The organism is Jannaschia pohangensis, assembly GCF_900113875.1.
Classification (GTDB): Bacteria; Pseudomonadota; Alphaproteobacteria; order Rhodobacterales; family Rhodobacteraceae; genus Jannaschia; species Jannaschia pohangensis.
In genome coordinates, this window is record NZ_FORA01000003.1 from 258,947 (window position 1) to 280,758 (window position 21,812).

A 21,812-nucleotide genomic window follows, 5' to 3' on the forward strand; every position below is an offset into this window, starting at 1 on the left:
TACGACAGGAGCGGGCCCGGAAGGGCCCGCTTTCACATCGGGCAGCAGCATGATCTGCGCCGCAAGAAGAATGAACGTCCGGGGAAAACGATGGCCACATACGACAAGCTGTTCGAGGCGACTGGCCTTGAAAACTGGTGCAACAGCGGAGTGGAGGGGGCTGCGGAAAAGCCCATGACCATGGCCGAGCTGATGGCCCAGGCTTCCGGCAATGCCCCCGAGACGTCGATCCTGGACTTGCCGTTCCCGTCCCTCGATGCCCTGAACAAATCCTGCGACGCCGTCCCGCGGTCCCGCGACATGACCGAAGGGGTGGAGCAGGGCTTTCTGGCGCTCAAGGATCCGTTGAAAGTCGTCCTCGACCCGCTGACGCAACCGCTCAGCTGGATGTTGGATGCCGCACTCGACACGTTTCAGGCGGTTCCCTGGTTCATCATGATCCCGCTGCTCGTCGCGTTGACCTGGTTCGCGTCGCGCAAGGTCGGCGTCACCGTCCTCGTGGCTGCAACCTTCGTGTTCATGGCGTTCATCGATTTTTATCACGACGCGATCCAGACGCTGTCGATCGTGTTCGTCTGCACAATCATATCCGTCGCTTTGGGGGTTCCCATCGGCATCGCCATGTCGCGGTCGAACACGTTGCAACGGATGGCCATCCCGGTTCTGGACATGCTCCAGACCCTTCCGACCTTCGTATACCTGATCCCGCTCATCTACCTGTTCTCGGTCACGGAATCGAAGCTCTACGGCATCGCGATCATCCTTTATGCCATCGTGCCGGTGATCCGCCTGACCGATCTGGGCATCCGCCTGGTCGACAAGGACGTGATCGAGGCGGCCGACGCCTTCGGGATGTCGAAACGACAGAAACTCTGGGGCGTGCAGGTGCCGCTGGCCCTGCCCAACATCATGGCGGGCATCAACCAGACCATCATGATGTCGCTCGCCATGGTCGTGATCGCCTCGCTGGTCTCGGCCCCGGGACTGGGCGTCAAGGTTCTGGCGGGCATCCGAAACCTGGAACTGGGCGTGGGCCTGGTCGCGGGCTTCTGCATCGTCCTTCTCGCGGTCGTCCTCGACCGCTCCACCAAGGCCGCACTTGGCCGCATCGACTCGAGCGCGCGCTGATGACCGACAATATCAAGATCTCGATCCGCAACCTGTACAAGATCTTCGGCCCCAACCCGAAGATGGCACTGGAAAAGGTCCGCGCGGGCATGGGCAAGCCAGAGCTGCTGGCCGATTACAACCATGTGCTCGGCCTCCAGGATATCAACGTCGACATGCAGGCGGGCCAGATCACCGTCATCATGGGGCTGTCGGGATCGGGGAAATCCACCCTGATCCGGCACCTCAACCGCCTGATCGAACCCACGGCGGGCGAAGTCATCGTCAACGGCGAGGACGTGCTGGCCTATGATCAGCCACGCCTCGCCAAGCTGCGCCAGAACACGATGTCGATGGTGTTCCAGAAGTTCGCCCTGTTTCCGCATCGCACCGTGCTGCAAAACGCCGGCATGTCCCGCATCGTGCGCGGCGAAGGGGCGTCGGTGGGGGCGACCGAAGGGGACAAATGGCTCAAGCGGGTCGGACTTGGCGGCTATGGCAGCCACTACCCGGCACAGCTTTCGGGCGGCATGCAGCAACGTGTCGGCATCGCCCGCGCCCTGTCTTCCGACAGCGAGATCATGTTGATGGACGAAGCCTTCAGCGCGCTCGACCCGTTGATCCGCACCGACATGCAGGACCTTCTGCTGGAATTGCAGCGCGAGTTGCAGAAGACCATCGTCTTCATCACCCATGATCTGGACGAGGCGTTGAAGCTGGCCGACCATCTGGTGATCCTGAAGGACGGCGCCATCGTCCAGCAGGGGGAGCCGCAGGATATCCTGCTGCATCCGAACGATCCCTACATCATCGACTTCATCGCCGACATCAACCGCGCCCGGGTGCTGCGCGTGGCGTCGGTCATGGAGGAAACCGAGCGCGAGGGATCGGGCCTTGCCGGTGAGGTCCAGTGGGACCAGAACCTGGAGTCGGTCATCGCCCTGTCGGGTGGGGATACCAACCTGCACTACCGCGTCATGCGGGATGGCAAGCAGGTCGGCCTTCTGCACATGCGCGACCTCGTCATCGCACTGGTCCCGGTCGAGGCCGCGGACCCCGCGCGCCAGGTGGCCTGACACCACCCGAACGCCGAAGACCCCGCCTCAGTAGTAGCGCAGGGTCTTCGTCTTGCCCCGGAACACCCAATAGGCAAGCGCCGTATATCCCAGGATCGTCGGCACCACGAAGAGCGCGCCGATGAGGATGATCATCAGGCTTTCTGGCGCGCTCGCCGCCTCCCAGAGGGTCAGCTTTTCGGGGACGACGTAGGGATAGAAGCTGTAGGCCAGCCCGAGGAACGCCAAGGTGAACAGGCCCAGGGCCGAGACGAACGGCCCCCAGGCCCCCTTGTCATCGCTGCGCGGCAGGGACGCGAGCGACCGCCACAGGAACGCCAGAAGCGCCAGCGACAGGATCGGCAGGGGCGACAGCCAGAGCATGTCGGGCCAGACGAACCACCGCTCCCAGATGCGGGGCGACACCAGCGGCGTGGCGAGCGAAATCGCCCCGATCCCGGCAGCAAGGCCCCAGATGCAGTTGCGCGCCCATCTGACGGCATCGCGCTGCAACACGCCCTCGCCCTTCAGGATCAGCCAGGTCGCCCCGATGAAGGCATAGCCGAGGGTCAGCGCCAAGGCACAGAGCACCGCGAAGGCCAGCGTTCCGGCCGTGATTTCCAGCCCCATCACGTAGAGGCCGAGCATGAACCCCTGCGCCAGCGTCGCCATCAGGGACCCGGCGAAGAACATCCAGTTCCAGAGGTTTTTATACTTGGCCCGGGCCTTGACGCGGAATTCGAACGACACGCCCCGCAGGATCAGCCCGACCAGAAGGAAGAACACCGGCAGGTACAGCGTCGTCAGGATCAGGCCATGCGCCGACGGGAAAGCAACCAGCAGCAGGCCGATCGCCAGCACGAGCCAGGTCTCGTTCGCGTCCCAGAACGGGCCGATGGAGGCGACCATCATGTCCCGCTCCTGATCGTCGGCGGCGAAGGGGGTCAGGATCCCGACCCCCAGATCGTAGCCGTCAAGGATCACATAGAGCAGGATCGATCCACCCATGAGGGCGGCAAAGACGAAGGGCAACCAGATTTCCGGCAGATATCCGAACAGTTCCATGTCGCTACTCCGCCGGGACCGCGCCGCGATCTTCGCGCGCGATGATGTCGACCATGGCCTCGCCCGAAGCGGGCGTCAGGCTTTCGAGGGGTTCGTCGTGCCGCGCCTTGGTCGCGAGGTACAGGATCACGCCGATATAGGCCAAGAGCAGCACCGCATAGATGACCAGATAGCCGATCAGCGTCGACAGGACCAAGGGGGCGGGCACATCGGCGACTGCGGCTTCGGTGGTCAGGACACCCTGAACCAGCCACGGCTGACGCCCGATCTCGGTCGTGTACCAGCCCGCAAGGGTGGCGACCCATCCCGACAGCGCCATGGGCACCAGCGCGATCAGCATCGGCTTGGGCAGGCGGTTGATCCGGAAGCGACGGCCCTGATCGTCCTTGCGCATCATCAGCGCGACCGACAGCCAGCTGAGCACCAGCATGGCCATGCCCGTGCCGACCATCACGCGGAACGACCAGAACACCTTGCCGACCGGCGGGTGCAGGACCGTGCCATCTTCCGCCACGAAATCGTTCAGACCGGGCACGACGCCCGCCGGGTCGTGGGTCAGGATGATCGAGGCAAGGTTCGGGATCGAAATCTCGAAATCGTTGGACCGCGTCTCCTCGTTCGGCAGGGCAAAGAGAACCAGCGGGACGTTGCCCTGCGTCTCCCAGTTGCCTTCCATGGCGGCGACCTTCTGGGGCTGATGCTCCAGCGTGTTCAGGCCGTGGAAATCGCCCATCAGAATCTGGGCCGGGATCAGCAGCGCCGCGAACCCGAGCGCCACCCGCATCGAGGAGCGGACCGAGTCCTTGCGGTCGCCGCGCAGCCAGCGATAGGCCGAGATGCCCGCGATCAGGAAGGCGACGGTCAGGCCGGATGCCAGCAGCATGTGGATCAGGCGATACGGCATCGACGGGTTGAAGATGATGGCCCACCAGTCGGTCGCATGGGCCACGCCGTCGATCATCTCGAACCCCTGGGGCGTGTGCATCCAGCTGTTCAGCACGATGATCCAGAAGGTCGACATGGTCGTCCCGAAGGCCACGAGGAAGGTTGCAAGTGTATGGAGCCACCCCGGCACGCGGGAAAAGCCAAACAGCATGATGCCGATGAATACCGCTTCGAGGAAGAAGGCCGTCATCACCTCATAGGCCAGAAGCGGCCCCGCGATGTTGCCCACGCTTTCCATGAAGCCGGGCCAATTGGTGCCGAACTGGAACGACATGGTGATGCCCGACACCACACCCATGGCGAACGAAAGCGCGAAAACCTTCACCCAGAAACGGTAAGCCTCCATCCACTTCAATTCGCCCGTCCACTGAAAGCGCAGCTTGAAGAACAGAAGGAACCAGCCGAGCGCGATGGTGATCGTCGGGAACAGGATGTGAAACGAGATGTTGGCCGCGAACTGGATGCGGCTCAGGATCAGGGTGTCCATCATGCTTTTTTCCTCCGGAACGGGTTCAGATTGGGCGCCTTGTCGAGCAGTCCGCCCAACTTGCGACCCATGGTCATCAGCTGGACCAGACGTTCGGTCTCCAGCCGGTTCATCTCATCGTGGAACTGGGTCATCATCTCGATCAGCTCCCGCAATTCGGCGATGCGCGCCTCGGCATAGGGGTCGCCTTGCGGCCCCTGCATCTCGAGCTCGCGCAGCTTGGTCAGGGTGGGGTCGATTTCCCGCTTGCGGCGTTCCGCGATCAGGGTCCGCACGATCTCCCACAGGTCGTCGGGCGTGGTGAAATAGTCCCGGCGGTCACCTTGTACATGGCGCAGGCGGACGAGGTTCCAGCTCTGCAACTCCTTGAGGCCCATGGACGTGTTCGAGCGACTGATCGACAGGGCGGTGGTGATGTCCTCGGCATTGAGCGGCGCCTCGGACAGGAACAGCAGGGCATAGATCTGGCCCACGGTGCGATTGATCCCCCACCGGTTTCCCATCTCTCCGAAATGCAGGATAAAGTCCTGTTGCAGCGGTGTCAGCGTCATGATTCCGTCATTTCAGTAATTTCTGAAATGCATGTATCGCCTTGAACCACGGGGTAAAGGGGGGTGCGACAACTTAGCGGCGCGTGTCGAACTCTCCCAATCGTCGCTCCAGTCGGCGCAGGCCCAGACTGAGAATGATGGTCATCGTCAGATAGAGCAAAGCGACGACGTTGTAGGTCTCGAAATACTGGAAATTGCCCGCGGCAGTGACCTTGCCGATCTGCGCGATGTCCAGAACGCCGACGACCGAGACGAGCGAGGAATCCTTGACCATCGCCACGAAATCATTGCCGAGCGGTGGCAGGATCGTGCGAACGGCCTGCGGGAAGACGATGTGGCGAAACCGCTGAAACCGCTTGAGACCCAATGACTTGGCTGCCTCGATCTGGCCCGGGTCGACCGATTGCAGACCGGCGCGGAAAACCTCGGCGATGAACGACGAATAGGCGATGACCAGCGCCAGGATCGCCCGCCAGAGCAGCGGAAAATCCCGTGTCCGCACCTCGGGCAAACCCGCCCAGTTCCATAGCGCCACCAAGCCCGGCGCAAAGACGAAAGCGACATAGAGGAGCAGGACGAGGATCGGGATGCCGCGTATGATCTCGATATAGAAGCGGGCGACTTGACGCAGGATCACCGACTGCGACAACGACATTAGCGCGAGGGCCAGTCCCAGAAGGGAAGCGGCGGCAAAGCTGACCACCGTCACGAAGACCGTGATCCAGACCCCCTTGCGCAGCGTGGACAGGACCTGTCGCGTGCCATCGTCGACCAGCACCACGACATAGGCCGTCCCCAGAAGGACGGCCACAGCCAGCAACCACCAAGGGAAATCGTCTTCCCCGTTGGATGTGCGACGCATCAGGCGCAGATCCCGGGGGGATCAGCCCCCCACTTTGAAGTCGAGGAACCACTTCTTGTTGAGCGCGTCGATCGTCCCGTCGGCCTTCATGTCGGCGATGGCGGCATTCATGGGCTCGACCAGCGCGCTCCCCTTGGGGAAGATGAAGCCGAAATCCTCGGTTCCCAGTGTCTCGCCGATGATCTTGAGACCGCCGTTCGACGCTTCGACATAGCCATTGCCCGCCGTGCCATCGGTGAGGATCAGGTCGACATCGCCTGCGCGCAGCGCCTGAACCGTCGCGCCGAAGGTCTCGAACAGCTTGATGCGGGGGTTCGCCTCATCGCCGTCCAGCACATCATAGACGCCCACGTAGAACGGCGTGGTGCCGGGCTGCGCGGCCATCAGAAGGTCGGGATCGGCGGCAAAGCTGGCGGCATCGGCAAACCGGTCTTCGTCACCGCGCACCATCATCACCATCTCGGAACGCATGTAGGCATCCGAGAAATCGACCACTTCCTTGCGGTCGTCGCGGATCGTGATGCCGGTCATGCCAAGGTCCATCTGGCCTTCGGACACCGCCGGGATCATCGCATCCCAACTGATCTTTTCGTATTCCACGGTGATGTTCAGGCGCTCGGCGATTTCGGCCATGGCGTCGTACTCCCACCCGATGGCATCGCCCGTGGCCGGGTCCTTGAACTGGAGCGGGGGATAGGCGTCTTCGGTGGCAATCACGACGGTCTGGCCACCGAGATCGGGCAGGTGACCGTCGGCGAAGGCGACCGGGGCGACAAGGCCGAGCATGGCAGCAAGGGCGAGGGTTTTCATGGGGCAGCTCCTCTGAGTTGGATGCGGAATGATGCACCGGATGGGGCCGGGCACAAGGGCCGGTCGTGCCACCGACCAGATGCAAGGGTCAGATATCGCCACAGACGGGGCAATTCGCCCGCCGTTTGACCGTCACCCGGCGCGTGTCGGCGTCAAGCCCGTCCCAGAGCAGCATCGCGCCGCGCAGGGTTGTGCCCGCCCCGGTGATGTCCTTGATCGCCTCAAGCGCCATGACCGACCCGATGATCCCCGGCAACGCACCCACCACCCCCGCCTCGGCGCAGGATGGCGCAAGGCCGGGCGCGGGCGCCCCGGGGAACAGGCAGGCGAGGCAGGGGGCGCCACCGGCGGGATCGTAGATCGTCACCTGTCCCTCCCACTGTGTGATGGCACCCGCGATGACCGGCCGGCCGGCGGCGACGGCAGCGGCATTGACCAGTTGCCGTGTCGCGAAACTGTCGGAGCCGTCAAGGATCAGGTCGAAATCGCCGAACAGCTCCTCGGCGATGTCCGCCGTCAGCCGCCGGTTGTAGGGGCGGACGGTCACATGCGGATTGATGGCGTGCATCCCGATCTCGGCGGAGAAGACCTTGGGCGTGTCGCTGCGCGCGTCCGTATGGACGATCTGGCGTTGCAGGTTCGACAGGCTGACCACGTCGTCGTCGATCACCCCGATCGTTCCCACACCCGCCGCCGCAAGATACAGCAGCGCGGGCGAGCCGAGCCCCCCTGCCCCCACGACCAGAACGCGCGCCTCTTTCAGGCGTCGCTGACCCGGGCCGCCGATCTCCCGCAGGACGATGTGGCGGGCATAGCGCTCCAGCTCCACATCGCGGAACGGCCCTTCGGGTGCAGGGGTTTCGGCGCTTTGGACAGTCTCGGACGCGCGCGCCAGATTGCGGACCCGACCCAGAACCGCGCGGTAGGCCAGAAACGCCGCGACCAATCCGCCCAGGATCAGCCATTGCTCCGGCCCGCCCCCCAATTGCGCGCGCAGGGGATGACCATCGGGCAAGGCGAACTGCACGAAAAGGACCGCCACATACAGAAGCGCCAGCATCAGGAACCGCGCCTGGACCGGGGTCTTCATGACCATGCCAAGGCCCCAGATGGCCGCCGCCATGAGCAGGACGAGGATCATGCCCGGGCGTCCGTCCCGGTGGAGCCGAACCCACCCTCCCCACGCGTGGTCTGGTCCAGATCGTCGACAGCGACGAAGGTCGCGGTGACAACGGGGGCGACGACGGCCTGGGCGATGCGCATGCCGTGGCTCACGTCGAAGGCCTCGGTGCCGAGGTTGACCAGGATCACGCCGAGCGGCCCGCGATAGTCGCTGTCGATGGTGCCCGGGGCGTTCGCCAGCGTCACGCCATGCTTGAGCGCCAGGCCCGAACGGGGCCGGACCTGCATCTCGTAGCCCTGGGGAATGGCGACGCGCAAGCCGGTCTGGATCAGCTGACGCTGACCGGGGGCCAGGGTGATCGTCTCGCCGCCGGTATCCGCGCGCAGGTCGGCCCCTGCCGCGCCCGCCGTCTCGTACTGCGGCAAGGGCAGTGCGGCGTCCGCCCCCTCGGCCCGCGTCACGCGGATCAGCACGGTCATGCCAGCGCCTCGGCGATCCGGAGGGCCAGGCGGCGCGCGGTCTCGTCCTTGGTGAGGCGCGGCCAATCCTCGGCCCCTTCCGCCGTGATCAGGGTGATGGCGTTCTCTGTCCCGCCCATGATGCCGGTTGCGGGCGACACGTCGTTGGCGACGATCCAGTCGCATTCCTTGCGGGCGCGCTTGGCCGTGGCATGGGCCAGCACATTATCCGTTTCGGCGGCGAAACCCACCACCAGGCTAGGCCGGTTCGCCGCCCTGCTGACCCAGGCGAGGATGTCGGGGTTTTCGGCAAAGGCGAGCGCCGGCGCGGCCCCGCTGCCGTCCTTCTTCATCTTGGAGCCGCTGGCATTCGACACATGCCAGTCGGCCACGGCGGCGGCCATCACGGCCACATCGGCAGGCAGGGCCGCCTGCACTGCCTGAAGCATGTCGCGCGCCGTCTGGACCCGCCGGACGTCGACGCCTGCGGGGGGCGGCACATCGGCGGGGCCGGTGACGAATGTCACCCGCGCGCCCAGATCACGGAGGGCCGCGGCCAACGCCGTACCTTGCGCCCCCGACGAGCGGTTGGCGATATAGCGCACCGGGTCAATCGGCTCGTGCGTGGGGCCGGAGGTCACCAGAACATGCTTGCCCGCCAGCGGCCCGCCCAAAAAGAAGGCGTCGATCGCGGCGACCACATCGGGGACGTCGGCCATGCGCCCCGGGCCGAATTCGCCGCAGGCCATGGCACCCTCGACGGGCCCGACGGTGCGGATGCCATCGCCGGTCAGCGTGGCCAGATTGCGCTGTGTGGCCGGATGCTCCCACATCTTCACGTTCATGGCGGGCACGATCATCACCGGCTTGTCGGTCGCCAGCAGGAGCGTGGCGGCCAGATCGTCGGCCAACCCATGGGCCATTCGCGCCATGAGGTTCGCGGTGGCCGGCGCCACCACCACCAGATCGGCGGCACGACTAAGTTCGATATGACCCATCTCGGCCTCGTCCGTCAGGTCGAAGAGGTCGCGGTAGACCTTGGAAGCGGCCAGCGCGGACACCGACAATGGCGTCACGAAATGTTCGGCGGCCGGTGTCAGGACGGGCGTCACGCTCGCCCCCCTTTCCCGCAGGCGGCGGATCAGGTCGAGCGCTCGAAAGGCGGCGATGCCGCCCCCGATGATCAGGAGGATTCTCTTGCCATTCATCATGCACCGACACCTAGGCGAGGTCTGCGGGACCGTCCAGCCAGCAGACGGTTTGACGGGGGCGGGACGGACGGACTAGCAAGGGATGGTACTGTCGAGAGGGAGAGATGATGTGATCCGATGCGCAATCCTGTTTGCGGCGGCCCTGGCGCTGACCGGCTGCAATGCCACGCCCGATGCGGTCGGCACCGCCCCCGCCGCCGCGACCGGCATCGACAGCCTTGTCGGACGCCCCCTGACGCAGGTCGATGGGCAAGGCAGCCTTCTGCTCAGCGCCGATGGAACAGGAACGGGTACAACGCAGGGCGAGCCGCTGTTCCTGAGCTGGACGCAGGAAGGGGATCAATTCTGCCGCAGCGGAACCCTTGGCGCGACGGCGCTGCAATTCGAGTGCCAGACGGTGCAGATCATGGGCAATACGGTCGCTTTCCTGCGCCCCGATGGCACGACGGCGACCCGCTACCGGATCGGATGATACCCTAGCGGAAGGCGTCGCAGGGGTCGGGCCGTGGTTCTGGCTCGGCTTGCAGGGTCATGTCGCCCGGTGGCGTCTCTCCGCCCTCGCCCTGGATCAAGGCAAAGACAGACACCTCGGGCCTGACCCGCGCGATGGCGGCGGGCACGCCCCAGTCGGTCCGCGCATGGCCATTCCCGGTAATCAGCACGACGGGCGGCCCGAAGGTATCGAACGCCTCGAGCGTGCGGGCGGCGAACTGCGCGTCGCGGGCCCGTTGGCGCGCCACGAATTCGGGCAGCATGTCGGGCGGAAGGGCATCGCAATGAACGGCGGCTTGCAGGGCTTCGCGCCGCGCCTGTTCATCATCTGCCAAGGGTTGATCCAGTCCATAGGCCGACAGATCACCAGGTGCGCCCTCGGCTCCCCGGATCACGGCACCGCCGGCGGCCATGATCGGCGCATAAAGTGATATGTCGGGCCAGCCGCTCTCTGCCCAATCAAGCAGAACGCCAAGGGTGTCGGCATCACGGGGCGTGTCCGGTGTGATGCGGTCCGCCTGCTCATCGGTCAATTGCTCGAACACTACGGCGGTTGGGTCGATCCGGGCGACCAGATCGGCTTGCACCACGTGATGCGCCGCATTGTCGTGGATTTCGCCCAAAACGTAGATATCGGCCCGGGGCAGATCCTGCCCCGAGGCCGCACTGGCAAGAACTATGAAGGGAAACGCCCGGATCACCCGAGGAAGCCCAACACCTCCTTGCTTTCATTTTCAAGCGATTTGCGCATCTTGGCGAAGGCCGCCGCCTCAAGCTGGCGGACACGCTCCTTGGAGAGCGACAATTCGATGCCGAGCGACTCCAGCGTCCGAGGCTCTTCGCGCAGCTTTCGCTCCCGCACGATGAACCGCTCGCGTTCATTCAGCGCGGAAAGTGCCGTCAGCAGCCATTCCCGCAACATTGCGGTGTCATGCTTGAGCTCTACGGTCTGCTCGGCTTGTTCGCTGTCGTCTTCGAGGGCATCGATCCACTCGCGCCCTTCGTCATCCGAGGATTGCGTGGCGTTAAGGCTGAAATCGGACCCAGAAAGACGTCCTTCCATCATTTCGACGTCATGAAGCGGCACGCCGACTTCCTTGGCGATGCGCTCGCGCATCGTGTGACGGTCGAGGATGACCCCTTCGGCGGCGGCTTCGCGTTCCAGACGGGCCTGGACCCGGCGCATGTTGAAGAAGAGCGACTTCTGGCTGCTGGTCGAACCGGTGCGGACCATGGACCAGTTGCGCATCACGTGGTCCTGGATCGAGGCCTTGATCCACCAGACGGCGTAGGTGCTGAACCGCACACCGCGATCAGGGTCGAACTTTTCGGCGGCTTTCATGAGACCGAGGCCGGCTTCCTGAATGAGGTCATTCATCGGAGCGCCATAACGCCGGAATTTCGCAGCCATGGAGATCGCAAGACGCATGTAGGCGGTGATCAAACGATGCAGGCTCGCCTCGCATCGCTCGTCGCGCCACGCATAGGCGAGACGGAGTTCTGTCTCGGCGTCCAGCAATTCCGCCTTCATGGCGCGCCTTGACATGGACGTGTCGCTCCTGAAATCGAAAGCCATCTCGCGAACCCCCTGGGTTGGTTAAGCCGACCGGGTGCCCGGTTTCTCACTTCACGTTACGTCTCATTTACGCGCCCGGATCAGAAAAAGTTCCAACCCATGTCAGATTCCTCTCACATCACTGTTGTACTCGGCCACGCAGCATCGGGGAAATCACGTTGGGCGGAGGACGAGGTCGACCGCCTGGATGGTGCGGCAATCTATGTCGCGACGGCCCGCATCTGGGACGCGGAAATGGGGACGAAGGTGGCGGCACATGCGGCGCGGCGCGGGACCGGCTGGGCCCTGATCGAGGAGCCGCTGGATCTGGCCACCGTCTGCGCCGCCCGTCAGGCCGGTGAGGTGGTGTTGATCGACTGCGCGACGCTCTGGCTGACGAACCTGATGATGGATGACATCGATTGGCAAGCCGCTGCACTGAAATGGTTTTCCGCAATGTCGGACAGCCCCGCCACCTTTGTTGTCGTCACAAATGACGTGGGCGGCGGGGTGACTCCGGACAACGCCATGGCGCGCCAGTTCCAGCGGATGCAGGGGCAACTCAATCAGGAGCTGGCCGCCCTTGCCGACCGGGTAATTCTGGTGACGGCAGGGCTGGCGCAGGTGCTCAAGTGACGCGGGTCTGGATGGTCCGTCACGCCCCGACCCACGCGGCGCGGATGGTCGGCTGGACCGACCTGCCCGCAGATCTTTCGGATGCTGAATCCTTGGGCAGTTTGCACAATTCGCTTCCAATGGCCCCCATCGTCAGCAGCGATCTTGCCCGCGCCGTCGATACCGCCACGGCCATCGCGCACGGCCGCCCACGTCTCGCCCATGATTCCGACCTGCGGGAGTTCAACTATGGAGACTGGGAGGATCAGCCGTTTGAGCGGATCGACAGCCCCGCGCTCCGCGCCTTCTTTGACGCGCCTGGCGCGATCCCGGCACCGGGCGGCGAATCCTGGGACGATGTGTCGGCGCGCACCTGTGCCGCGATAGACGGGCTGGCGCGGGGGAAGGACGATTTGATTGTCGTCACACATATGGGCGTCATCCTGACCCAATGGGCCCGCGCCACCGGGCTGAGCCCCTACCGTGCGCTGGCCCAGAAGATCGACAACCTGAGCGTCACGCGCATCGACCTTGCGGCATCGGGGGCCGTCCCCATCTTCGCCAATCACCATCCGTGATGGCGGCATGACAAATCGGCGTTTCCCCTGGCCACGTCCCTTCGGCAGACTGCGCCCATGACATACGACATCCTGATCGGCGACCGATCCTATTCCTCCTGGAGCCTGCGCGGCTGGCTCCTTTTCGCGGCCTTCGACATCCCCGTACGGGTCGAGGTGAACGACATGTACCGGCCCGAGTTCGCACAGTTGGCGAAGACCTGGGGCGGGCGCACCGTGCCGATTGCCAAGGCAGACGACGGGTCCATCTGGACCGACAGCATCGCCATCGCCGAAGGGCTGGCCGAACGTCACCCGGACGCGGGCTTCTGGCCAGACGCGCCCCCCGCCCGTGCGATGGCCCGGTCCATGGTGGCCGACATGCATTCGGGGTTTACGGCCCTGCGCGGCGCCTGTCCGATGAACCTGCGCGTCAAATGGGAGGGGTTCGCGCCCTCCGAAGACGTCCTGTCCGATCTGGCCCGGCTTGAAGCGATCTGGGCCAAGGCGCGGACCCATGCCGGGGACGGTCCATGGCTCTTCGGTCGCTATGGCGCCGTCGACGCCTTCTTTGCCCCCGTCGCCGTGCGCATCGCGGGCTATGGCCTGCCCGCGTCGCCAGAGGCCGAGGCCTATGTCAGGGCGCATCTGAACCACGCCCCCCTGATCGAATGGCGCGACGCGGGCGAGGCGCGGGATCGCACCCTGTCCAACTACGACATGGGTCTGCCCACCTCGCCCTTCCCGATTGGCACGCGCTAGGGACATCCGGCATCCCCGGCGACCCCGGGGGTTGCCACGACTTTGCCGCAATTGTGGCCGCATCGCGACAATCAGCCCCCCGTGAACCGGGCGATCTGCGACACAAAGCCGATTCTGGCGTAGGGTCGTTTCAAAACAAGAAACCATTGGGTAGTCGCCTTGAAACCTTTTCTCCTGCTATGCAGCGTGAGCATGCTGGCGGCCTGTTCTGTTGTCGGCCCTGACTTTCAGCGCAAGCCCACATCGCTCACTTCGTCCTATGCCTTTGCGCCCACCCCGGCGCAGCAGGCCGCCGCGCAAGAGCATTGGTGGCGCATTCTTGACGATCCGGCACTGGATGCCTTGATGCACGAAGGACTGCGGAGCAACCTCGACATTCGCACGGCGCAGGCCCGGATCGCGGAATCAGCGGCGCTCCTGCGGGCCGAAGGCGGACGGGATGCGCAGGCCTCTGGGACGTTGGCAATCGAAGTGCCGCGCGTGGTTCTGGATGGATCGGGCAATACCATCGGGGCAGAACGCGCAACGCTGAATGGCAACTTCGTCTTTGACCTTTTCGGGCAGGCGCTGCGACGGCGACAACAGGCGACACGGGCGCTCAATGCGGCGACATTCGAGGCGGAGTCGACCCGACTGGCGTATCAGGCGGACCTGGCCGGGGCAGTGATCGATGCGCGCTTCTTCCAGGCGGCGATCCGGTCGACGGACCTTCGTATCCGGACACGGACCCAGATCCTTGCGTTGACACGGCAGCTTCTGGAGCGGGGACAGCTGACACGTCAGGATATCGTCCGGGCCGAAGCGGATCTGGCAAGCACGCAAGCCGACCTCCCGTCCCTGCGCAGCGGTCTGCACCTGAGCGCATTGCGCGTCGCCACGCTTCTGGACGCGCCCGTGGGGCCGATTCTGGCCCGATTGAAAGCCACCGAGGGCACGCGGCAACCGGTTCCGAGCCAGAGCCAGGACGTCGGGGTGCCCGCCGATCTCTTGCGCAACCGGCCCGATGTGCTGGCCGCTGAATACCGCCTGTCGGCCGCCTTCGCCGCCATCGGCGTGGCCGAGGCCGATCTCTATCCGGCGCTGTCGCTCAATGGCTCGATCCTGCTGGACGGGAGCGAGCAGTTCATCCTCGGGCCACGTCTTTCGGTGCCGATCCTTGGGCGCGGACGTCTTCTGGCGCGCCGCGACGCAACCATGGCCCAGGCCGATCAGGCCGAACTGGCCTGGCGCGCGACCATCCGGGGGGCCGTGTCCGATGTAGAACGGGCACTGGTGTCGATGGAGACGGCCCGGGCCGAGATTGCGGCGTTCGGGCGGGCGCGGGACAGGTTCGACGAATTGCTGCGCATCTCGCGGGAAACGCTGGAAATCGGGGCTTCGACGGTTCTGGAGATTCTGGATGCGGAGCAGGACATCCGTCAGGTCGACCTCAATCTGATCCAGGCGCGGCGCGATCTGGCACTGGCCGCGGCGCAATTGGCGGTTGCGACCGGACGCGGGCATGGGGTGCGCATCGCACCGGGTGCGGACCCAAGACCCGGAGATCCGGTCGCCGCACCGATTGCTCCGGACGTCTTCGTCGCCGCGAAATAGTCGCTCCGGGCACGGCAGGCGCGCCCGGAACCAGGGCTTCGATCAGGAGGTCAGCACGTCATCATAGATGATGGCCGCCTCGATGAGCGCCACATCCGAGTCTAGCACGAGGAACTCAACATCGCCGTCGACACGGATCTCGGCGTCGTCGCCGTTCTGCGTGACGGTGACACGCGACGCGTCGATATCGGCCAGGTCGAACTGGTCATTCTCTTCAGCGCTGAAGTCCTGGACGATGTCGAAGCTGTCTTCCGCGGTCAGACGGTCGATAAGGCGGAAGGTATCGGCTCCGGACCCACCGGTGATCGTGTCAAACCCGAAGCCCGCAAGGATCACATCATCGCCGCTGCCACCGTCGATCAGGTCATCGCCCAGACCGCCGTGCAGGGTATCGTTGCCGCAGTTGCCATTGAGTTGATCGTCGCCGCGATTGCCCAGAAGGAAATCGTCGTAGCCTGCGCCGTTGATCAAGTCGTCGCCGTCGTTGCCCGCAACCGTCCCCGAAGCATTGTCCGCGACGGTCAGGATGTCGTCGTCGACGGTCCCGTTGAACTGCACGGTGATTTCTGGCGGTCCTTCGGGACAGTCGTCATCATCGGAGCCGATGGGCGGATTCATCTGCTCGATGACATCACAGATCGCCTTTTCAAGCTTTACCGAGATAGTCCACTTGTTCCACAGGAAGCTCCACTTGTCGCCGATGATGTCGCTGACCTTGTCGAGGAACGCATCCCTGATGGCCTCGTCACCCGGCTCGAACATCTCTTCCAGGCGGTCGAGAAGAGCGTTCTTCTGATGATAGAAGTTCCAAAGCCGTACGGAAGAATAGAAGTGGTCCACTTCGTCGAGAAAAGCGTCTTTGTCGTCGACGGGCGTTCCGGGCTCGGGCTCGGGCCTCGGATCAGGTGCCGGTGGACGCCATCCACCCCAGAACCAACCCGCCCAAAAACCATTCCATGACATGATACTTACCCCCAAACAGCAACAAAAACCGATTCGCGGCGCCGCGGCGGCGCGCTCCTTCATGCCACTTTTTAACACATTTTAACAAATCGAAACTTTTTCTTCGCTCCATGCAGGTGATTGGATCGCGACGGGCCAAAGAATTGCGGCGCTTTTTGGGCTGGTCGCCCGGACAATAGGCTGATCTTGAACGGGGTTCCCGACCGCATGAACCGAAGCAAGGCCGCCGCGCGGCCTAGACATCGTGCGGCGAGGCGTCGATAGTCGCTCCCAAGGGAGCTTTGCGGTAAGTGGTTTTTTGAACGATGTTGCCAGATATTCCGAGGGTTCCCTGACACAGGTTTCTCCAGATAAGACCATGCCCGGTCCCGAGGGGCAGTTGGCCGAAGAGGGGATCGAGCTTTCTGCGATCTTCGCGGCCTTGTGGCGACGCAAGTGGCTCATCGCGGCTTTGTCGATCGGGATGGCGATGCTGTTCTGGCTCGTGGTGTCGCAGATCCCGCCCCGCTACACCGCTCGGGCATCCGTCATGCTGGACGGTCGCTCGATTCAGGTGCTCGAGTCGGTCGAGGTCGTGTCTGATCTGACCCTGAACAACCCGGTGCTCGATTCCGAAGTTACGGTGCTGCGGTCGAACCTGCTGTTGATGGATGTCCTTCGCAGTTTCGAGGCGGATCGCCTTGCACCCTTGGACCCGGCGCTCGACGAACCGTCGCTCCGGGCGCGGATCATGGGGACCTTGCAAGACCTGCTGCCTGCAAGCAGCACGCCGGATGCCGCTACCGGACCTGCGCTGATGACGCCGGAGGAAATGCGGATACGGCGGCTCACGATTGCGCTGCGCCGGGCGATGACCGTTTGGCGCGAAGGGCAGTCGAACGTGATTTCCGTCTCGGTCGAGACGGAGGATGCGGAACTGTCCATGTTGCTGGCGAACCGCATCACCGAAGTCTACATTGCCCGACAGGTCGACTCCCGGACACGGGCCGTGCGGGGGGCCAACGATTTCCTGAGCGCGCGCGCCGACACCCTGCGTGCCGAAGTCGAATTGGCCGAGACCGCGGTGGAGGATTTCCGCAGGGACCAGTTGGCCTCGGGTGGGGCTTCTGCCGAAAGCCTGGACCGTCAGCTTATCGATCTGAGTACGCAAATTGCCCTGGCGCGCGCCGATCTGGCCACGGCCGAGGCCCGTGCCCGACAGATCCAATCCGTGGTCGAGGCCGAGGGTCTTGAGACAGCGGCGGAATTGCTGTCGTCGCCCTTCGTCCTGTCGCTGCGCGAACAGAAGTCGGAGCTTGAGCGCGAGGACCTGGCGCTTTCGACACGGCTGCGTCCCGAACACCCAGACCGCACCCGCATCCGCAATGACATCGAGGCGATTTCCCAGACCCTGGCCGACGAAGTCCAGAAAATCATCGCCAGTCTCGAGAACGAGGTTTCGGTGGCCGCCATCCGCGAGCAATCCCTGAGTGACAGTCTCGCGGGGCTGGAAGCCCGCGCCGCCGATTTGTCGCGCGCGTCCCTGGCGCTCCGCCAACTTGAGCGACAGGCAGAGGCCGTGCGCGGAAGCTATGAAGCAGCGCTGATCCGGGCGAGCGAGACCCAGTCGATCGAGTCGTTGCAGCGCGCCGACGCCGTCGTCATCGAAAGCGCCACCATTCCCGGTGCCCCTTCGGCCCCGCGCGTGATGCTGTTCACAGTGCTCGGCGGCACCGTGGGGCTTGCGATCGGGCTGGTGCTGGCGACGCTTCTGTCGATCCTGGGGCCGGGGTTTGCGCGTGTCTCGGAGCTGGAGCGAGCGACGGGTTTGCCGGTGGTCGCGGCTCTGCCCGTGGGGCGCTGGCGAACGGTCCGCAAACTGCTCGAGTCCATCGAAGGGCAACCCTACCAGCCCTATGTGGAACGCCTCCGACAGGTGCGAACGGCCTTGGCGGCAGACGGCGCGCCGCGCACGATCCTGGTGGCATCGTCACAGCCAAACGAAGGCAAGACCACCTTTTGCGTCTCCTATGCGCGGCTGGAAACCATGTCGCGCAAGTCGTGCCTGCTTCTGGATTTCGACATGCGCAAGTCGAGCCTGGCCAAGGATCTGGCCTATGATCCGGAGGGCGGCGATCTGGCGGATGTCTTCTATGGGACCTGCCCGCTGGATCAGGCGATCTGCCGGTCCGAAAGCCGTGGCTTCGACCTTCTGACGACACGCACGGCTGTGCCGCATCTGTTCGATCAGGTCGGGCGCAATCAGCTGGATGCCCTGCTCAACGATCTGATCGGGCGCTATGACACCATCATCATCGACACGGCCCCGATTTTGGCCGTGGCCGATACGCTTCCGGTGGTGCGCCACGTGGATGCGACGGTCCTGCTGGTGCGGGCCCGCTCGACGGAACGGCGGTCGGTGACCGAAACGCTCTGGCGATTGCGGAACATGGGCGCGCGTCAGATCAGCCTCGCCTTCTCCATGGTGGATCGGCGCGACGGGGGCAAAAGCTATGGGGATTACGTGCCCTACATCAAGAAATAGGGCTGCGATGATGACTGTCTCTCTCCGCCTTGTCGCCGTGGTGGTCTTTCTGGGAACGGTTCCCCTGGTGGCCGGGGCCGAGACATATCGCGTCATCCCCGGCGATGTGCTGAGGGTCACGCTCATGGAAGCCGAGGGGCCCGAAGACGTGCAGATCGATCTCGACGGGCGGCTGCGGGTGCCCGACCTCGGGTCGGTGGACGTTGTGGGCCTGACGCTGGATGAAGTAGAGGCGCGGCTCGACGCGACGCTCGAAGATGCGGGGTTGGTCCTCAGTCTGAACTCGACGGTGTCCATCGGTGCCTATGCCCCCGTCGTCGTGATGGGGGATGTGTCGCGGCCGGGGCGGTTCGACTACATCCCGGGCATGTCGGTGGCGACGGCCCTGGGGCTGTCGGGGGGCAGCCGCGCGGACGGCATCGACCCCCTGCAGATCGAGCGGGCCGCGGCGGAAGTGGCTGAACAGGTTCAGATCACGGGGCTGGAGCTGGCCGGGGCCGCCGCCGAGATCGCGGGGCTCGAGGCGCTGCGGGCCGAGGCCACGAGCATCGTCCTATCGCCAGACCTGCGCGCCGGGGTTCCGGGACGCGACCAGGCGCGCCTGCCCGACCTTCTGGAACTGGAATCGGAGGTTCTGGCCACGGCGCTGGCCAACCGCAACGAACAAGAGACCCTCTGGCAGTCCGAGATCGGCAATCTGGAGCGTCAGGCGGCCCTTCTGGAAGACCGGCTGGCGGTGCAACGGGAGCTGGTGGCCCAGGCAGCGCTCAACCTCGAAAACTCGGAAACCCTGCAGGACAGGGGCTTGCAGACGGCAGCAGCCATCACGCGTGTGCAGCAGGCCGATGCGGACGCCCGCGCCCGCGTGCTGGAGCTGGAGTCGCTCGGACTCGCCATCCAGAGCAACCTGTCGGAAGCGCGCCGCGCCCGCGCCCGCTTCCTGCGCAACAGCGATGACGAGACCCTGGGACGGTTGCGTGCGGCCCGCGCCCGCTATCAGGAATATCTGCTGCGCCATGCGCGCGCGCTGGAGCAGCAGGCGATCCTGCAAGGCGGCAACGTCGCCAGTCTTCTGGCAGCCGAAGCGATCGTGCCTGAATTCCGGATCGTCAGCCCCCGAGCCGGACGGGCCGATAAGCCCCGCATCGACCTGGAGACAGCACTCCTGCCCGGCGATACGCTGGTCGTGACTCTGGACGTGGCCGTGCCCGGCAATGACTGAGCGGCGGGTCGCGATCATCCACTATTGGCTCGTGGGGATGCGGGGCGGGGAAAAGGTCGTCGAGGCGCTGTGCCGGATGTTCCCGGGGGCCGACATCTTCACCCATGTCAGCGACCCGTCGAAGCTGAGCCCGACGTTGCTGCGACACCGGATCACCGAGACGCGGATCGGGCGGCTGCCGATGGCACGGCGGATGTATCAGAAGTACCTGCCGCTCATGCCACGCGCGCTGGAGGAGCTGGACCTGACCGGCTACGATCTGGTCATTTCAAGCGAGGCGGGACCGGCGAAGGGGGTCATCGCGCCCCCGGACGCGCCGCATCTGTGCTATTGCCATTCGCCCATGCGCTACCTTTGGGACCAGTATCACGTCTATCGCAACGGGGCCGGAGCAGTGACCCGCGCGTTGATGCCGCCGCTGGCCCATCGGTTGCGCCAATGGGACGTGACGAGCGCAGCGCGGGTCGATGGTTTCGCCGCCAATTCGCATCACGTGGCGGCGCGGATCGAGAAATACTGGCGGCGTCAATCGCGGGTCGTGGCACCGCCGGTGGCCGTGGAGGATTTCGCCCCCGTTTCCGCAAGTGAGCTTGGGGATTTCTACCTCTGGGCAGGGGAACTTGCTCCTTACAAGCGGCCCGACATGGCGGTGGAGGCCTTTGCCAAGCTGGACCTGCCGCTGGTGGTGATCGGCGGGCCTGACGCTACGGTGAAGGCGCTTCAGGTAAAGGCCGGGCCGAAGACGCGGTTTCTGGGCAAGGTTCCGTTCGATGTGCTCAAGGATCACATGGCGCGGTGCCGGGCGCTGATCTTTCCGGGCGAGGAGGATTTCGGGATCGTCCCGGTCGAGATCATGGCGTCCGGCCGCCCCGTCATCGCCTATGGTCGCGGGGGGATTCTCGATACGGTGATCGACGGGGAGACCGGGCTTCTGTTCCGCGAGCAGAGCACCGAGGCCTTGATCGACGCGGTCCGCCGGTTCGAATCCGACGGGCTGGACCGGCTGGACCCGGCGGCGCTGGTCGCCCATGCCGGCAAGTTCTCGGAGGCCGCCTTCGCGGATGGAATTCGCGCGTCGCTGGCCGATATCGGCGTCACGGATCTGGCGCAGCCTCGGGCGGGCGGGTCGACAGGAAGTTGACGTTGCCCTCGGTGATCCGGGCCGCCGTCAGCCGCCCGGTGTCAAAAGCGCCGGTATCCACAGCGATCCGTCCGGCGCTGGTTTCGGGGCGCTCCACGATCGTATGTCCATGGGCGACCCAGATCCCGTCGGTCCGCCGGGCGGTCAGGAATTTCGGATGGCCCCAGAGCAGGGTGCTGTGGGGCTGTGAGCGGATCGGCACGTCCGGATCAGCACCGGCATGGACGACGATCAGCGTGCCGAATTGCACCCAGAGCGGAAGGCCTCGAAGCCAGGCGATCGTCTCGGACCCCATGGCAGTGCGAAGCCGGTCACGCAGCGTTGGCAGGTCATCGGCCCCGATGCCCTCCACCCCGTAGCTGCGCAGCGTGTCGAGACCGCCGTAGTCGAGCCAGGTCGGGCCCATCTTGCGCGGCTCGTCGAGGAACGCCAGCAGCATGTATTCGTGATTGCCCATCAGGCAGGTGACGGTCGTCCGTTCATCGAGGATGCGAAGACGGTTCAGCACGCCGCGCGTATCGGGGCCCCGGTCGACGTAGTCGCCCACGAAGACGAGTGGCAGCGACAGGTCCAGCCGCCGCATGAGCACGGCCAGCAGATCGGCCCGACCGTGGATGTCGCCGACGACCTGGACCGTCGGTTGATCCGGCGGCAGGCGCAGCGGAACATCCCGCGACGTGGGTCGCAAGCGGTGAAGAAACCGCCCGAGCCCCC

The 21,812-nt window shown here is 64.8% G+C and carries 22 protein-coding genes; 10 read left to right on the top strand and 12 right to left on the bottom strand.

The genetic code is table 11. The features are described from left to right. The first annotated feature begins 90 nt into the window (after positions 1 to 90). Both BM002_RS12410 and BM002_RS12415 read left to right on the top strand, forming a co-directional pair. Positions 91 to 1,128 carry an ABC transporter permease gene (locus BM002_RS12410; RefSeq protein WP_092781417.1) on the top strand — a complete coding sequence of 346 codons (1,038 nt, stop codon included), beginning with the start codon at positions 91 to 93 and terminating at the stop codon, positions 1,126 to 1,128. Further along, positions 1,128 to 2,183 (top strand): ATP-binding cassette domain-containing protein, encoded by a 1,056-nt coding sequence (locus tag BM002_RS12415; protein WP_092781420.1) that lies wholly within the window; start codon positions 1,128 to 1,130, stop codon positions 2,181 to 2,183. The genes BM002_RS12410 and BM002_RS12415 overlap by 1 nt, the downstream gene beginning before the upstream one ends. A 27-nt stretch (positions 2,184 to 2,210) precedes the next feature. Here BM002_RS12415 and BM002_RS12420 read toward each other — a convergent pair whose 3' ends face one another. The 8 genes from BM002_RS12420 to coaBC form a co-directional block, all read right to left on the bottom strand. Beyond that, entirely contained in the window at positions 2,211 to 3,227 is a 1,017-nt protein-coding gene (locus BM002_RS12420) for a cytochrome d ubiquinol oxidase subunit II (protein ID WP_092781423.1), read from the bottom strand. A gap of 4 nt (positions 3,228 to 3,231) precedes the next feature. Then, the gene (locus BM002_RS12425; protein WP_245749235.1) at positions 3,232 to 4,662 is read right to left on the bottom strand and encodes a cytochrome ubiquinol oxidase subunit I; all 1,431 of its coding nucleotides are present in this window, start codon (positions 4,660 to 4,662) and stop codon (positions 3,232 to 3,234) included. Beyond that, entirely contained in the window at positions 4,659 to 5,210 is a 552-nt protein-coding gene (locus BM002_RS12430) for a GbsR/MarR family transcriptional regulator (protein WP_092781429.1), read from the bottom strand. The genes BM002_RS12425 and BM002_RS12430 overlap by 4 nt, the downstream gene beginning before the upstream one ends. A gap of 73 nt (positions 5,211 to 5,283) precedes the next feature. Further along, positions 5,284 to 6,072, bottom strand: a complete 789-nt coding sequence (locus BM002_RS12435) for an amino acid ABC transporter permease (protein ID WP_092781432.1) — start codon at positions 6,070 to 6,072, stop codon at positions 5,284 to 5,286. 21 nt (positions 6,073 to 6,093) lie between these two features. Further along, positions 6,094 to 6,882, bottom strand: coding sequence for a transporter substrate-binding domain-containing protein (locus BM002_RS12440; protein ID WP_092781435.1), 789 nt, complete (start codon positions 6,880 to 6,882; stop codon positions 6,094 to 6,096). A gap of 88 nt (positions 6,883 to 6,970) precedes the next feature. Further along, positions 6,971 to 8,023, bottom strand: a complete 1,053-nt coding sequence (locus BM002_RS12445) for a HesA/MoeB/ThiF family protein (RefSeq protein ID WP_092781438.1) — start codon at positions 8,021 to 8,023, stop codon at positions 6,971 to 6,973. Beyond that, positions 8,020 to 8,484, bottom strand: coding sequence for a dUTP diphosphatase (gene dut / locus BM002_RS12450; protein ID WP_092781441.1), 465 nt, complete (start codon positions 8,482 to 8,484; stop codon positions 8,020 to 8,022). The genes BM002_RS12445 and dut overlap by 4 nt, the downstream gene beginning before the upstream one ends. Continuing rightward, on the bottom strand, positions 8,481 to 9,674 hold the full coding sequence (gene coaBC, locus BM002_RS12455) for a bifunctional phosphopantothenoylcysteine decarboxylase/phosphopantothenate--cysteine ligase CoaBC (protein WP_092781444.1): 1,194 nt from the start codon (positions 9,672 to 9,674) through the stop codon (positions 8,481 to 8,483). The genes dut and coaBC overlap by 4 nt, the downstream gene beginning before the upstream one ends. A 109-nt stretch (positions 9,675 to 9,783) precedes the next feature. Between coaBC and BM002_RS12460 the strand changes: the two genes are divergently transcribed. Beyond that, entirely contained in the window at positions 9,784 to 10,146 is a 363-nt protein-coding gene (locus BM002_RS12460) for a hypothetical protein (RefSeq protein ID WP_092781447.1), read from the top strand. A gap of 4 nt (positions 10,147 to 10,150) precedes the next feature. Here the strand turns inward: BM002_RS12460 and BM002_RS12465 are convergent, their stop codons facing one another. Both BM002_RS12465 and BM002_RS12470 read right to left on the bottom strand, forming a co-directional pair. Then, complete coding sequence (locus BM002_RS12465) at positions 10,151 to 10,867, bottom strand: ChaN family lipoprotein (protein ID WP_092781450.1); 717 nt, start codon at positions 10,865 to 10,867, stop codon at positions 10,151 to 10,153. Further along, positions 10,864 to 11,742 (bottom strand): RNA polymerase factor sigma-32, encoded by an 879-nt coding sequence (locus BM002_RS12470; RefSeq protein ID WP_092781453.1) that lies wholly within the window; start codon positions 11,740 to 11,742, stop codon positions 10,864 to 10,866. The genes BM002_RS12465 and BM002_RS12470 overlap by 4 nt, the downstream gene beginning before the upstream one ends. A gap of 99 nt (positions 11,743 to 11,841) precedes the next feature. Here BM002_RS12470 and cobU point away from each other — a divergent pair, with 99 nt between their 5' ends. The 4 genes from cobU to BM002_RS12490 all read left to right on the top strand — a co-directional run bounded on the left by cobU (position 11,842) and on the right by BM002_RS12490 (position 15,248). Continuing rightward, complete coding sequence (cobU, locus tag BM002_RS12475; RefSeq protein ID WP_092781456.1) at positions 11,842 to 12,357, top strand: bifunctional adenosylcobinamide kinase/adenosylcobinamide-phosphate guanylyltransferase; 516 nt, start codon at positions 11,842 to 11,844, stop codon at positions 12,355 to 12,357. An 11-nt stretch (positions 12,358 to 12,368) separates the two neighbouring features. Further along, positions 12,369 to 12,914 carry a histidine phosphatase family protein gene (locus BM002_RS12480; RefSeq protein ID WP_245749236.1) on the top strand — a complete coding sequence of 182 codons (546 nt, stop codon included), beginning with the start codon at positions 12,369 to 12,371 and terminating at the stop codon, positions 12,912 to 12,914. Positions 12,915 to 12,971: 57 nt separating this feature from the next. Beyond that, on the top strand, positions 12,972 to 13,655 hold the full coding sequence (locus tag BM002_RS12485; RefSeq protein ID WP_175484888.1) for a glutathione S-transferase: 684 nt from the start codon (positions 12,972 to 12,974) through the stop codon (positions 13,653 to 13,655). 159 nt (positions 13,656 to 13,814) lie between these two features. After that, positions 13,815 to 15,248: an efflux transporter outer membrane subunit gene (locus tag BM002_RS12490; protein WP_139212363.1), complete on the top strand. Its 1,434-nt coding sequence runs from the start codon at positions 13,815 to 13,817 to the stop codon at positions 15,246 to 15,248. A gap of 42 nt (positions 15,249 to 15,290) precedes the next feature. Here BM002_RS12490 and BM002_RS12495 read toward each other — a convergent pair whose 3' ends face one another. After that, entirely contained in the window at positions 15,291 to 16,274 is a 984-nt protein-coding gene (locus BM002_RS12495) for a calcium-binding protein (RefSeq protein WP_139212364.1), read from the bottom strand. Positions 16,275 to 16,569: 295 nt separating this feature from the next. Between BM002_RS12495 and BM002_RS12500 the strand changes: the two genes are divergently transcribed. The 3 genes from BM002_RS12500 to BM002_RS12510 are packed head-to-tail and all read left to right on the top strand — an operon-like array spanning position 16,570 to position 21,098. Next, positions 16,570 to 18,735: a GumC family protein gene (locus BM002_RS12500; RefSeq protein WP_092781468.1), complete on the top strand. Its 2,166-nt coding sequence runs from the start codon at positions 16,570 to 16,572 to the stop codon at positions 18,733 to 18,735. Between the two features lie 10 nt (positions 18,736 to 18,745). Then, entirely contained in the window at positions 18,746 to 19,957 is a 1,212-nt protein-coding gene (locus BM002_RS12505) for a polysaccharide biosynthesis/export family protein (RefSeq protein ID WP_175484890.1), read from the top strand. After that, positions 19,950 to 21,098 carry a glycosyltransferase gene (locus BM002_RS12510; protein ID WP_092781475.1) on the top strand — a complete coding sequence of 383 codons (1,149 nt, stop codon included), beginning with the start codon at positions 19,950 to 19,952 and terminating at the stop codon, positions 21,096 to 21,098. Before BM002_RS12505 ends, BM002_RS12510 begins: the two co-directional genes overlap by 8 nt. Here BM002_RS12510 and BM002_RS12515 read toward each other — a convergent pair. Then, a complete protein-coding gene (locus BM002_RS12515; protein WP_245749237.1) occupies positions 21,052 to 21,786 on the bottom strand; it encodes a metallophosphoesterase in 735 nt (244 codons plus the stop codon). The genes BM002_RS12510 and BM002_RS12515 overlap by 47 nt on opposite strands. Positions 21,787 to 21,812: the final 26 nt, after the last annotated feature.